The sequence below is a fragment of the Bacillus sp. TH25 genome (genome assembly GCF_016650935.1).
Lineage (GTDB): Bacteria > Bacillota > Bacilli > Bacillales > Bacillaceae_G > Bacillus_A > Bacillus_A mycoides.
This window is the reverse complement of the sequence record NZ_JAEKEU010000009.1, coordinates 1,162,396-1,175,741: the sequence shown is the minus strand read 5'-3', so window position 1 is coordinate 1,175,741 and position 13,346 is coordinate 1,162,396. Positions and strand designations below refer to the sequence as shown.

Below are 13,346 nucleotides of genomic sequence, written 5' to 3'. Positions count from 1 at the left end.
ACATGCATACGAGTTATCGTGTTAAAATTAAGCCATTCTCAAGAAGTAATTCTTATTTACTCGACAATTCTTTTACCCTGTTTAAAGCCTTGCCCCCTGCGAGGCTTTTTTATTTAGCTAAAGTAATATATTTATGTGCTTCCTCTACCTTATCTGCGCTGTTATGTACCCCTTTAGCTCTTAAATCTCGTATCATTTTGATTATGTTTGCTATTTCTTCTTTGTCACGCTGCTGTTTATCCATCACTTTTCATCCTTCATAATCCGTTTGTCTATCTGCATCAGGTAGATGAATCCTGCAATTCCGATAACTAGTACCAGTATCATGAAATGGAAGAATGTACTTTCTTCCATTTTTTAGAGGTGAAATTATGTAAAAAATTCACCAAATTAACCAATGAGAGATACGGCTCTCTTTTTTTATTTCCAATCGACAAAATATGACAATATAAGAATGTTTATTTTGATAAGATTGTCCAGAAATATTACATTTTATATATCTTGGAGGAATTAAATTATGAACAAGAAATTATTAATGGCTTTAGCATGCAGCGTGTTACTTATGGGATTGGCTGCTTGTGGTTCAAGTGATAAAGCAAGTACATCAGAAGAACCAAAACAAGAAACTAAAAAAGAAGATGAGCAAAAACAGGAAGAAGAACAAAAGAAAATAGAAGAACAGAAAAAAGCCGAAGAACAAAAAGAAGTTGAAGAGCAGAAACGATTAGAAGAACAGAAAAAGGCTGAAGAGCAAAAGAAATTAGAAGAACAACGAAAACAAGAAGAGGCTCAAAGACAACAGGAAGAACAAAAGAAACAACAAGAAGCAGCTCGAGCAAAAGAACAGGAGCAACAAAAAGCTACTGCTAATACAGCACCTCAGCAACAAGCTGCACCTAAACAAGAGAAAGTGCACTTTGCAAACTGTACAGATGCAAATAATGCCGGTTACTATGATATAACTCCAGATAGCCCAGCTTATGCTTCACATTTAGATCGCGATGGCGATGGCGTGGCTTGTGAACGAAATAAAGGACATAAAAAATCTAGTAAAAAACATTAGATTTATGGTTAAGCACTCTTGTGAGTGCTTTTTTTATTCTCATTCGACAAAATATAACAAAATACAAATAACTTGTTTGCTACCATGAGATAAGAAATCTTACATTTCAGCTTATATAACTAATACATACTGGGGGTAACACAATGAAACGCAGATTACTTACAGCATTAGCATGTAGCGCCTTACTTATGGGATTATCCGCTTGTGGTTCAAATGAGAAGACTGCAACTGAATCTAAACCTAAACAAGAAGCTAAAAAGCCTGAACCGGTTACTACAACTTCACTTATTAGCGAGTTCAAGAAAGCTGGTATAGAAGCTGAAAATGCTACGGATCTACCACAAAAAGAGTTCGGTAACATGCGTAAAGATGGTAAACGAATCCTAATTCCTAAATTAGGTGAGGATAAAGGTGGCCGTGTGTTTGAATTTAGTAAGAAAGAAGACTTAGAAAAAGCTAAGAAGTACTATGATGAGCTAGGAAACTCAGCTCCAATGCTTTTCTCACATACATATGCTAAGGGGAATTTCCTTTTACAGATGAATGGCGATATGAAAGATGAAGAGTTTAATAAGTATAAAGAAGTTATGGATAAAGTAGTGAAGTAAATAGCGGCACTCGAAAGAGTGCTTTTACTATTTCTCAATACTCAAAATTATCTAACGTGGTAAAATAATAATTGGATTGGCATCCAATACCATATTACGTTGGTTCAAATCGCAGGAAGGCACCTTAGGGTGTCTTTTTTTTATAAGAAAACCCCCAAGCATTTATATACTTAGGGGCTTATCGATTGAAAGGTAAAACTGCTTACAATTCCTTAAATTAAGAACAAAGTGGGATTACTCCTAAACCAATTAATAGAGCTGCAGCAAACGCTGGAATTGGTACAGGAATCTGGATACCTTCTACAACTAAGAAGTATTGTCCACTTACTACTTGGAAACAAACTAATTGCATGGTTATTCCTCCCTTCTGTTAGGATTAATACATTATATTAAATAATCTTATTATTGATATAATTAAATAGTCTGTTTTTATTAATATATGCGATTTATTAATATTCAGGAGAAGTGCCTTAGATTGGCTTTCTCTTTTTTTCAAAAGAACTTGCTCCATTAATGCATAAAAACATAAAGTAAATTGAATCCGTTAAAATACATGAGTGACCTCTTGTTTTATCCTCTTATCTAAAGGAGGAACTATTATGGGCTTTGGTGGAAGTTGTGGTGGTGGTGGCGGCTTCGCTGGAGGAGTTGCTTTACTAGTTGTATTATTTATTCTATTAATAATAGTTGGAGCTAGCTGCTTCTGCTAAACAAACTATCGGAAAAGACACTCTTATATGATATTATCCCCTTAAGGTAGACAGTGTAAAAAGACCATGAACAAACATGGATGTTACACTTCTACTTGGAGGGGATTTTATTATGGCTAAAAAAGGGTCTACATTTCAAACTTATTCAAATGAATTAAAGATACAAGCTGTAGAAAGTTTTTTAAACGGTGAGGGTAGTCAATCAGCTATAGCGAAGAAATATGGACTTAAAAGTAGAACACAATTAATAGAGTGGGTTAGGAAATATCAAGAAACAGGCGGTATTTCAGACTCACGGGGAAAAAGTAGTGGTAATAAGGGCCTCAAAAATCCCTTGAAAGGTCGTCCTCGTACGAAATTCGATAGTATGGAAGAAGAGTTGGAATACTACAAGGCACAGGTGGCGTACTTAAAAAAGCAGTATCCAAATCTGTAGGAGGTGTCCTTGCTCAAACGACGAAGTACGAGATTATTGAAGAACTACGTTCTCGATACAAAGTAATCTGGCTTGTCGTCATTGCTCAGTTAAATCGTTCTAGCTACTATAAATGGCGTTCAACACGTACGCAAAGAAAATTACGTTTTTCAAAGGATGATACACTGCGTGAACAAATTCAAGCGATTCACATAAAACACAAGGAATATGGCTATCCTCGTATGACAATTGCCTTACAAGAAGAGGGCTTTTTAGTGAATCACAAAAAGTATGTAGACTTATGCAAGAGCTTCAAATTCAATCGATCATCCGTAAAAAGCGTCGCTTTTTTAAAGGGAAATCCTCAAAGATTTTCCCAAATGTAGTAGAACGCCAATTCCAAAATCGCAAACAAAATGAGGTATTTGTTACAGACATCACTTACTTGCCATTCAAAGATAATTTTCTCTATTTATCGGTCGTCCAAGACATTTACAATAATGAAATTGTTGCCTGGAAACTCTCACATCGCAATGATCTACAACTTGTTCTCGATACACTTGATTTAGCAACAAAAAAAAGAGATGTGTATGGAACCATCATCCACTCGGATCAAGGATTCCAATACACATCTCATGCTTATCATCGTACGCTTCAACAGCTAGGTGCCATCGGCAGCCACTCTCGCAAAGGAAACTGCCATGACAATGCTTGTATTGAATCATTCTTTTCTCATTTTAAATCTGAAATGTTTTATCTCAATTATTATCAAACAAAAGAAGAATTGATTCAAGCAATTGAAACATACATCTATCATTATAACTACAAACGATTCCAAAAACGACTCAATCATCGAGCTCCGATTGAATATCGAATCTCAATGGCTGCTTAGTCTTTTTTTAAAGCTGTCTACTTGACGGGGATAAGACCAATATGGGTGTCTTTTCTTTATGCATTAAAAAGCCCACCTATTTCCGTAGGTGGACTTTATCTTTATTACACAATACCAAATTATACTCTCATTTTTTCGTAAACTTTATGCAATTATACATATTTGTAAAAAATTACACTAAATAAATATTACATGTAGTAAAATATAAATTGTGGACACGTTCTATAAAGCAGATTCTCCGATTAGAAGGCGTAACACATCTCAACCATATAGATGTGGCGTTGCTTTAATCTAGCCAAACAAACGATCTCGATTCTCTTGTATTTGTACACTAACAATCTGGTAAAAATAAATGATTCTGTTTTATAGGATGTGTTTACTTAATGTCCAATACATATTATTAAAAGTAAAGTGGTTCAAGTCGGAGGAAGGCACCTTAGGGTGTCTTTTTTTATTTTCAAAAGGACCTGCTCAATTAATCCGTAAAAACATAGGGTAAAGTGAACCCGTTAAAATACATGAATGACCTTAATTTTCCCCTCCTACTCAAAGGAGAGATTAAAATGGGATTTGGTGGTAGTTGCGGTAGTTGTGGCGGCGGCTTTGCTGGAGGCTTTGCTTTATTAGTTGTACTATTTATTTTATTAATCATAGTTGGAGCTAGCTGCTTCTGCTAAACAAACTATTGGAAAAGGCACCTACATAAGGGTGCCTTTTCTTTATGAAAATCTCCACACAAGGTGCAGGAATTTTCATGCTACGAATATATAAAACTAATTATTTAATATATAATGAAGTGCGCCACGTATCTCTTGGATAATTTATTGAAGTCTTTTGATATTCAAAAGTCCCTTCTTGATGATTTGATGCGTCCCATTTATATTCCCAACCTACAATAGGATTACCACCAATTATTTGTGAACCAATACTTTTCACATCAAATCCATTCATTTTGGCAAAAGGAAACTGGCCATATCCTATTTCTTTTGTGTAAACATATAAGTAACTTCCCCCATGATCTTTAGTTGTACTAAAACTATTAGGATTAATGTATTCAACTCCACCCAATTGTGATTCTACTTTTACTACACTTAAAGAAGTTAGAGGTGCTGCTGGTCCTGCTGATGCCTCCGATGCCATTCCTAACCCAACTACCGCCGCCACCGCTAATGATGATATCCCTAATGTAACTTTTTTAAACATATAAACATCCCCTTGTTTTATAATAAGTACAAGTTTGATATTAGCAGAAATTTATAAAAATATCCCTTATTTTGAAAACGTTAACAAATTCTACTTTTTTCGATATGCAATTTAGCATATCGATTGACATACAGAATAATCCATCTACTACTTTTGATATAAAAACTATTTTCAAATTTAATACTATTAACTCACTAAATTCTCATAAAAAGACTGGTCGTCTATACAATGTTTTGGTAAAATATAGGTAACTTTTAAGAAGGAAAAGCTAATATACATCGACTAAATAATGTAAAGAAAATGTTTTATTGCATAAAAAAAAGGCTCCATTGCTGGAGCGCTCAAAAAATAATATAAGTAAATGAATTAAAACAAATAACAGACAATTAAACTATATAGATAAAACTTCAATAAATCTATATACATGCAATATTACATATAAAAATCCTATTTATTGATGCTATAATAAGCTTACTCGATGATTGTTATATTTTTATATTTTTTAACGAATTCCTCGAAAGAATTCTCCTTCCTCAAGCGTGTGAAGGGCGTAGCCCAACGGTAGGTGGGAGATGAATTTCGGTTTGGCATAGCCAAAAAATTTTGATAAACTAGCTATATGAAGTTCTTTGATAACTTGATATATGAGGTTGCAGGAAGAAAATAGAGTGCGAAAACCAAGCCATTCGGTTCCTGCGTAAAATATCAACCGTACCAAAAGAGCGTCCAAGCGTTGGACATCTAGGGGTGGAACACCCCAAAGTAACGCTCAGGGAGACGAAAGGGTACTTTCGTCGTGGAACTGAGAAGCTCCCACTTCAAGCTTTGCTAAGTGGCGAGTAGTTCACGCAATACAATACCTTCTTAACACCAATTGTACAAGGAAAAGAAGACATCTTAATCGATGTCTTCTTTTCTTATATGATAACAACACAATAAAATTAAGATGGTTCAAGTCGGAGAAAGGCCACTCAAATGAGTGTCCTTTCTTTAACAATATTCAGGTTCATATAACCCGTATAACTGTCCACCGTTTATAACAGTTCCTTTTAAATAATGCTTTATCCCCCCTTTAATCACTACCATAGGCATATCATCTTTACTATTATAAAGAAAAGCCTTATAATCACATGTTGCGGCAATTGAATTATTACTGTTATTTAACTTATTACCAGTGTCTACAGCTGCGGATGCTCCTGTAGCACCAGACAGCATAACCACAGTTGCTAAAGCCCCTACTACTAATTTCTTAAATATAGAAATTCCCCCTTTAATATTTTTTATAACTTGCACCTTAAATGTATCAATTTAATTGTTTTTGTAATTTGAGAACCAACAATCTGTACGGTATGGTCACAGTACCGTAGCCCACGAACCTATATGGTCTGTTGTGGGAGTGGTGATGGCACACCGCAATGTTGCACGTCAGCGATACCAGAAATGGACTTCGCCTTTGGTAGCAAGAACCCCACTGACGTTAGTCAGCTGGCCCCTTTAGGGGTGGGAGTGTCAAATGTGTTTCATTTTAAAATGTAATGTAGCCGCTACTTATCACTTCCCCCATTCACCCTATATAAAATATTTTAGATCGGCATCCTTTCTAAATCTCATATTCTTTTATAATGGTACACACTTTGATAAACATGCAAAAAGTTCCCTACTTTATAAAAGGGAACTTTTTTGCTTATTATTTACCCACAAACCTAAAATTCCTACAATCTGACGAGCCTTATCATTATCTATATAATAATGCATCTCTAACCCTCTTCTTTCTGCACGGAGTACGGTTCTCCTTAATTTTGATAGATGCTGTGAAACAGTAGATTGTGGGAGTCTTAATATTTCCGTTAACTGCGTAACATTACACATTTTATGATGCATTAATTCATTTACAATTTGTAACCGAACCGGATGTGCCATTACCTTTAAGACTTCTACATCTTCTTCGCGGATTTCAGCTAGATTTCTATCAGATACTACTGTTTTCATTTCGCATTCTCCTTTATTATTAATTTCTATTTTCCTATTATCCTTATAAGTAGTACTTATAGATGATTACCATTTGTCCTGTTGAGAAAATATATTCTCTTTTTAAAACAAAAAGGTTACCTATCCTGAAAACAGTTTTTTTACTGCTTCAATGATTTGATCCCCCTAATTTTTTAACCAGACTATATTTTGTGTTGAGAGAATTATTTTGTAGTCAATTACTTGACTTTGAATGAGGCTTAACACGCTTTGCTAAGCAAAAGTAATACTTCTATCCCTTTGTTTAAAGACAGATTTAAATTCGGCATTTGCTTTCTCGTATTTCAAAATCTATAAGAAACATCTCTTCATCTCTCCTCCTACAACATATATTTTTTATTTCTCAACACCAAACAAATGGAATTTAAATCCCATTAATGGTATTATAATGGTACCTTCAGTTGTTAAATGTCATGCCCTTTTGAAAGACCCTGTCTGTAATGACGGGGCCTTTTAAATTCCTCCAACTAAAAAAAGCCTTTTTATTTCCTTGTTAACACCAATAGTATATATCCCTCTTTCAATCTATTAATTTCCTGTTACATTCCTTCATATAGAGATGGAGGGACTTCTCGTTCACATCATAAATTATGCACCATTGCATTTGATAATCATTTTCATTGTAACTATAATGATTACAAGATTACTATTAATCCAAATATTCTACGTGGAGGTTTTATTATGTTTAAAAAAATCATTGTGTCTTCTATGGCACTTACTATGTTTGGTGGAGCTGCAACTATGCTAGAGACACCTACTGCTCAAGCAGCTACTTATAACTCAGCATCACCTTCTTACTTTGATGTTACACTTGAAGAAGCCGCTGCTTTCTATCAATCTCAAGACTATAAAAAATTAAAAGTATTTATGGATGACTTTGAAGCTAGAAATCCTTATACTCCTGGTGGAGGCTACGCTCAAGGTAGTGTACGTATGCAAAGATTCAACGATGCTCTTAGAGATGCTAAATTAACAAATGTCTATCAAGAATTTATTAGAATCTCATATTACAATCATTATCCAGAACCAAAATAATACAAATGTATAGAATATCTCTTATTGATTTAACTTTGCCCAATTATCTTATCTCCTAATTTTAAATGTATAATCCAAAAATAATTATTAGAAACCATTCTTTTAAGGATGGTTTTTCTATTTTCCTATGAAATTTAGCTTATGAATGCTAATTTATTCCCATATAAAGTTTTTTCATAGTAGAAATTGACCTTATATACAATCTAATGGACAAACTGTGGTATAACGGGTATAGAAATTCAACTTAATTATAAATAAAAAGAAGAGTTAATCTTTTTGATCAACTCTTCTTTTTTTCAATTTCCTGCTAATTCTTAACAGTATTATATGAAACAGCTCTATATTTTCTTTTATAATCTATTAAATCACAAATAATAACTTCTTCTGTCAGTGTAAACCCTCGAAAAAGGTTAATTATTCACCAATATAAATGCGCCAGCCCTTATAATTAGCTGTTTGTCCCATTTTTATTTTATGTCGGCCTTTTTCAAACACATATTCCATATTTATATTTTTGACCAATTTATCAATCTCTTTGTCTAAATTTAAATCTGGGTACATCATAGTAATCCATCTTTTCGTCAATTCAATAGATGGTTTATGATTTTCGAAGCTAATAGCAAAATTATTACCGCCCTTTTCATCTATACTCAATGGTCCATACCAATCTTTATTTTCTTTTGCCATTTTAGATGAAGCTAAATGTAATACAGCACTTGTCTCCCAATACTTTATATCTAGATCATATTTCAAATTTATCTCATTAATGAGATCCTGCGCCTCTTTAGATATAGATTTACTATACACAGAAACAATATCAACCAACGATTTATCAAAAGTGAAATCATCTGTCACCATGGATCTCGGTATCCCCAACGGCATTACTTCAGGTTGTCCCGGCTTCTCTAACTTACGCATTGCATTATATAGAAATTGTGCATACTGCTCACGAGTTACTACTTTTTTAGGCTCAAATAAATTATCACCTGTGCCCACAGCAATTTTGTTCTCTTGTAGGGCACTAATCGCCTCAGTAGCCCAATAATTTTTTTCCGCATCATTAAAAGTAGTAATAGATTGTTGCTTTAAATTAAATGTTTTTTGTAAAATTGCCGCTAATTGTTCACCAGTTAAAACATCATTTGGTCCAAATTCATTATCCCCATATCCATTCATAAGACCAGAACTGACAACAGCATAAATTTCTTTTTCAAACATAGTACCTTTTACATCTTTAAATTGATCTTCAAACCTATCACCTACAAGTAATGGCTGTAGATACACATAAAGCAGACGAGCTGCTTGTCCTCGCGTAATATTATCGCCTAATCCAAACATTCCATTTCCATAGCCAGCTATCATTTTTTTATCTTTTAGATGCATAATTGCATCATAAGACCAGTGATTTGCAGGAACATCTTTAAATACTGTATCTGCTTGTACATTCGCTAACGATGTTAATGTCGTCGTAGCAAGTGTAGCTCCTATTAAAAGCATTTTTGTTAGTTTCATACTTTAATCCCCTTATTTCTATAATTTATTATTACAAATAATTTCATTTGCCTTATATAATTCCTTTCCTAGCATATTAATATTAACATAAAATACAATAATTGTTATATATTGATATATAATTAAACCATTCCGATCATATATTAATAACATCTGTTCTATTTTCGGAATACCTCTAAAAATAGATTCCGTTGAGTATGTATGTAAAAGATTTGTTGATAGTAAATAAAACAGAATTTACTATCAACATCTTGAAATATTTAATAGCATTAAGGCATTACATGAATCACAAAGTGCTTAAAATTTTTAAATAACTAAAATTATATAGACCAAAAAGAACCCCGTACAACATTTAAATGTTTATTTACATACAATGCACAAAAAGAAAGCCAACTAACTGTTTACTTATAGTACCAACGCATGCAAAAAGCAGTTACCGTCCCATTCATAGTTTTGAAGATTTGTCCTCTCCTTCTTTAAGAACACTTTAAACTTCGGATAGATTACCTTATATCGACATCTTATGTATGCAGAATTACATATTAAATCTCATTGAAAATCATTCTCGTTGTAACTATAATGGTTTCAAGAGGTGGTATTTTCACTTCGTTTTCAAATCTCACAATATATTAAAGGAGGAACTAGCATTATGAAAAAAGTTATTTTAGCAGGGGCATTAGGAATTGCAGTACTATCAGGTATGAACTTACCAGGAGCAGAGGCACCTAAGGCGAGTGCAGCAACTACAAATTTAGAAATTCAAGAAGTTACAAAATATTACTCTATGAGTTCCTATGAGGTTTCTCAAAAAGAATCATTTAATCTTAATAAAGGGGAAGAACTTACGGTCTTTGTACAAAATTCTGGGTTCCCAATTTCTTATACAGTCTTTGATGCAGATGATCAAGTAATTGGCTCATACAATGCGAATTCACCATACGGTCGCGTATTCAAAGCACAAAAAGACGGTAATATTTCGGTTCAATTTCAAGCAGGAGTAAATTCTTCTTACATGAAGAAGATGAATTTCACAGCCAAATTTGCAGTCTCTAAATTTAACTAGCAGTAAAAATTTTCACTATCCTCTTTAAAGGCAAATTAAAAAGGTATATCCCTTCCATGGGATATACCTTTAACTTTAGTGAATTTTATATTGACCAGATAACTGCTCTTGCGCCATACGAACTAAACGTTTTGTAATTTCTCCACCTACTGAACCATTTGCTCTTGCTGTTGAATCCGGCCCAAGAGTAACACCAAACTCCTGTGCAATTTCATATTTCATTTGTTCAATTGCACTTGCTGCAGCTGCTATTAAGATTTCGTTTGAATTATTATTTTCGCGAATTTGCATTTTTTAAACACCTCCGTTGAATTTGGTAATATCATGCTCTATTTCCAACAAAATATGCAAAAAAATTATTCGTTTAGCTATTTTACATATATACCTAAGCTTTCATCCCTTATGTGGGAATAAATAAAGGTATAGGTCATACCCATACCGTCTCCTATCCTACTTATTTTTGAATTCCCCTATTAACTCCTGTAACTCTTGGGAGAGCCAATTTAAAGAATTTACCAACTCTGCAATATCTTGTACATACAGTTCTTGCTCTTTCATACTTATCTCTACATTACTACTGCTATTCACATATGTATTTGCAATGTATGATAATTCATTTACAATCTGAACAATAGTTTGATTATCTTTTAAAATGTCACTTGAATTATTCGAAGTCTCTTTAATTTGATTTGTAACAGATTGTGCAGATTCTAAAATCTTTTCAAAGAAAGCATCACTACTTTGAACAAGTGTTATTCCTGATTCTATTTCCTTTGAACCATTCTGTATGGATCTTACAGCCTCCTCTGTTTCAGCTTGGGTTTCACCAATTAATTTAGCTATATCCCTTGCAGATGCCTCGGTTCTTTCCGCTAATATACGTACCTCATCCACAACAACTGAAAATCCTTTCCCCATCTCTCCAGCATATGAGGATTCAGTAGAAGCATTTAAAGCTAATAAATTTGTTTGATTTGAAATATTTGTAATTACAGTAATGATTTCACTAATTTCCTTAAATCGTGCTTCTAATGCATAAATACTAGAAGATACATTTTGAATTAAATCTCGGCTTCTTTTCATTTGATTCACAATTTGCTTAATCAAATCTTTTCCTTCTACAGAATGCTGTTCCATGTCTTCCGAAGCAGTCGCAACTTGTTTTGCAGCTCTTTTAATTTCTTCCATCTTACTTTCCATTTCTTGAACAATTCCTAAACATTTTTGCACTACATATTCATGAGAATGTGCTCCTAAATTTAATCCTGTAATAGCACTTGCAATTCCTTTAAAGGCTATGCTATTCTCTTTGGTACTTACCGACAATTCCTGTGAGGATGTTGAAACTTGTTCAGCAGTCTGCCTTACTTTATCTATAATCCTATTAAACTTTTTAATAGTGTTATTAAAATAGATATTAGTTATCCCTATATCATCAGACCTTTCATTCAACTTAATACTTAAATCCCCTTCACCAACTTTACGTAACCCTTCTTGTAAATCCTTTAAAGGCGATAGAGATTTTCGTGAGATGAATATTTGAATTGTAATTGCGATTGTTAATGAAATGATTATAAATAGTAAACCGTGCACTATAAATTCTTTCTTTGTAAGAGGAATAATAGAAGCGTCTAAATCCGCTGCAACAATTGCAATTATATTATTATTTTCATCAGTAATTGGCTCTAAAATTGTTACCCATGTACCTAGTACATCTTCATACACTTCTGTCATTTGTGCCTGTTTCGTTTTCATTACTTGGTAGTATGTCTTCTTCCAATGAGTAGGATGCTCATAATAGTCACCTGTTTTTACAGAACCTAGTTTTACAGAAACCGTATCTGCTAATTCTGTATCCAAAGCAACTAATTGTAATTCAGCTTTATCATTTAGCTTAGTCCCTGTAACATATGTTTGTCCGACACTTTTCATATTTTTTATAGCTTTATCTAATTGCTCTGTCAATTTTTCTTTCTTCACTCTTTGTGCTGTAGGGTCTTTTGCTACATCTCTTACTATTTCTAGATCTAATTGATTTATTATTGTATCTCCTGTTTCAAAAGACTGCCTTTCAAATATAGACATCATACTATTTTGAAACATGTTAAAGCTTAACAACCCCATACTTCCCACAAGTGTTAGAATTACTACTACCGTTAGTAATACATTTTTCTGAAGCAACGATAGCTTATGCCAATATTTTTTCATTGATTTCACCTTTCTTATTTTCAACAATACAAAAACAAAGTAGTAACATATTAATAGGTTCTATTTATGTTATTAACTTGAACATGAAAATAGCATACTAGTCATTTAATCAAACGTTCCAATTTTTTTGTTTGATAGAGTTTCTTTCCTTTTATACTGATAGTTTCACTATAATTAAAGCAATAATTTAACGAATCTAAGCATTTGTGTATACAAATACAAAAGCATGATACCATTGTGATTAGCATTAAAATGCAGCTAATTTTCAGCACTCTTTTATATAGCAGCACTAAAGAAATAATAGTTATGACACTTTTGAATAATAATGCTAAAGTTTAATTTCTATTTTTTGAAGCCAATTCTTATCTATTGTACAAATATCAGTTTTCCCATTTGCAATCTCATCTTTTATATATCCAGCTGATTTTGGAAATCTATTAGTAGGAAGACGTTAACCTTCTACTACTTCACCTTTTCCATTTGTACTGATACCTTCGTTAAGTGTTTGTTTTAAACAAAAACAAGAATTCCTAAGCCCTTATCTTTGGTTATCTTTATCTTGCACAACAAAAACAAACCGAACGGTTCCGTTCAGTTTCCTATTTTATA

General features: G+C 33.2%; 14 protein-coding genes and 1 pseudogene. 7 read left to right on the top strand and 8 right to left on the bottom strand.

Features of this window, described 5'->3' with window-relative positions; genetic code table 11:
• Positions 1-109 precede the first annotated feature (109 nt).
• Positions 110-244, bottom strand: coding sequence for a hypothetical protein (locus tag JFT89_RS30475; protein ID WP_002016524.1), 135 nt, complete (start codon positions 242-244; stop codon positions 110-112).
• 273 nt (positions 245-517) lie between these two features.
• On the opposite strand from JFT89_RS30475, the gene JFT89_RS10355 reads away from it, so the two are divergent.
• Together JFT89_RS10355 and JFT89_RS10350 are read left to right on the top strand one after the other, a co-directional pair.
• On the top strand, positions 518-1,063 hold the full coding sequence (locus JFT89_RS10355) for an excalibur calcium-binding domain-containing protein (protein ID WP_201039906.1): 546 nt from the start codon (positions 518-520) through the stop codon (positions 1,061-1,063).
• A 143-nt stretch (positions 1,064-1,206) separates the two neighbouring features.
• Positions 1,207-1,671: a hypothetical protein gene (locus JFT89_RS10350; RefSeq protein WP_016093847.1), complete on the top strand. Its 465-nt coding sequence runs from the start codon at positions 1,207-1,209 to the stop codon at positions 1,669-1,671.
• A gap of 217 nt (positions 1,672-1,888) precedes the next feature.
• On the opposite strand, the gene JFT89_RS30470 is transcribed toward JFT89_RS10350, so the two are convergent.
• Positions 1,889-2,023 (bottom strand): hypothetical protein, encoded by a 135-nt coding sequence (locus JFT89_RS30470; protein ID WP_002016520.1) that lies wholly within the window; start codon positions 2,021-2,023, stop codon positions 1,889-1,891.
• Between the two features lie 247 nt (positions 2,024-2,270).
• Here JFT89_RS30470 and JFT89_RS10345 point away from each other — a divergent pair, with 247 nt between their 5' ends.
• The 3 genes and pseudogenes from JFT89_RS10345 (at position 2,271) to JFT89_RS10335 (ending at position 4,365) form a co-directional block, all read left to right on the top strand.
• On the top strand, positions 2,271-2,381 hold the full coding sequence (locus JFT89_RS10345) for a YjcZ family sporulation protein (RefSeq protein ID WP_113937362.1): 111 nt from the start codon (positions 2,271-2,273) through the stop codon (positions 2,379-2,381).
• Between the two features lie 112 nt (positions 2,382-2,493).
• Positions 2,494-3,688: pseudogene (locus JFT89_RS10340) on the top strand (IS3 family transposase).
• Between the two features lie 563 nt (positions 3,689-4,251).
• On the top strand, positions 4,252-4,365 hold the full coding sequence (locus JFT89_RS10335) for a YjcZ family sporulation protein (RefSeq protein WP_113937363.1): 114 nt from the start codon (positions 4,252-4,254) through the stop codon (positions 4,363-4,365).
• A 100-nt stretch (positions 4,366-4,465) separates the two neighbouring features.
• Here the strand turns inward: JFT89_RS10335 and JFT89_RS10330 are convergent, their stop codons facing one another.
• The 3 genes from JFT89_RS10330 to JFT89_RS10320 form a co-directional block, all read right to left on the bottom strand.
• Positions 4,466-4,891: a DUF4879 domain-containing protein gene (locus JFT89_RS10330; RefSeq protein WP_002017095.1), complete on the bottom strand. Its 426-nt coding sequence runs from the start codon at positions 4,889-4,891 to the stop codon at positions 4,466-4,468.
• Between the two features lie 990 nt (positions 4,892-5,881).
• Positions 5,882-6,106 carry a hypothetical protein gene (locus JFT89_RS10325; RefSeq protein ID WP_207197290.1) on the bottom strand — a complete coding sequence of 75 codons (225 nt, stop codon included), beginning with the start codon at positions 6,104-6,106 and terminating at the stop codon, positions 5,882-5,884.
• Between the two features lie 447 nt (positions 6,107-6,553).
• Entirely contained in the window at positions 6,554-6,880 is a 327-nt protein-coding gene (locus JFT89_RS10320; protein ID WP_002068824.1) for an ArsR/SmtB family transcription factor, read from the bottom strand.
• Positions 6,881-7,600: 720 nt separating this feature from the next.
• Here JFT89_RS10320 and JFT89_RS10315 point away from each other — a divergent pair.
• Positions 7,601-7,954, top strand: a complete 354-nt coding sequence (locus JFT89_RS10315; RefSeq protein WP_201039905.1) for a hypothetical protein — start codon at positions 7,601-7,603, stop codon at positions 7,952-7,954.
• Between the two features lie 414 nt (positions 7,955-8,368).
• On the opposite strand, the gene JFT89_RS10310 is transcribed toward JFT89_RS10315, so the two are convergent.
• Positions 8,369-9,466: an S-layer homology domain-containing protein gene (locus JFT89_RS10310; protein WP_201039904.1), complete on the bottom strand. Its 1,098-nt coding sequence runs from the start codon at positions 9,464-9,466 to the stop codon at positions 8,369-8,371.
• A gap of 649 nt (positions 9,467-10,115) precedes the next feature.
• Between JFT89_RS10310 and JFT89_RS10305 the strand changes: the two genes are divergently transcribed.
• Complete coding sequence (locus tag JFT89_RS10305; RefSeq protein WP_016096884.1) at positions 10,116-10,529, top strand: hypothetical protein; 414 nt, start codon at positions 10,116-10,118, stop codon at positions 10,527-10,529.
• Between the two features lie 75 nt (positions 10,530-10,604).
• Here JFT89_RS10305 and JFT89_RS10300 read toward each other — a convergent pair whose 3' ends face one another.
• Together JFT89_RS10300 and JFT89_RS10295 are read right to left on the bottom strand one after the other, a co-directional pair.
• Positions 10,605-10,820, bottom strand: a complete 216-nt coding sequence (locus tag JFT89_RS10300) for an alpha/beta-type small acid-soluble spore protein (RefSeq protein WP_001167047.1) — start codon at positions 10,818-10,820, stop codon at positions 10,605-10,607.
• A 159-nt stretch (positions 10,821-10,979) separates the two neighbouring features.
• Positions 10,980-12,737, bottom strand: a complete 1,758-nt coding sequence (locus JFT89_RS10295; protein WP_201039903.1) for a methyl-accepting chemotaxis protein — start codon at positions 12,735-12,737, stop codon at positions 10,980-10,982.
• Between the last annotated feature and the right edge of the window lie 609 nt (positions 12,738-13,346).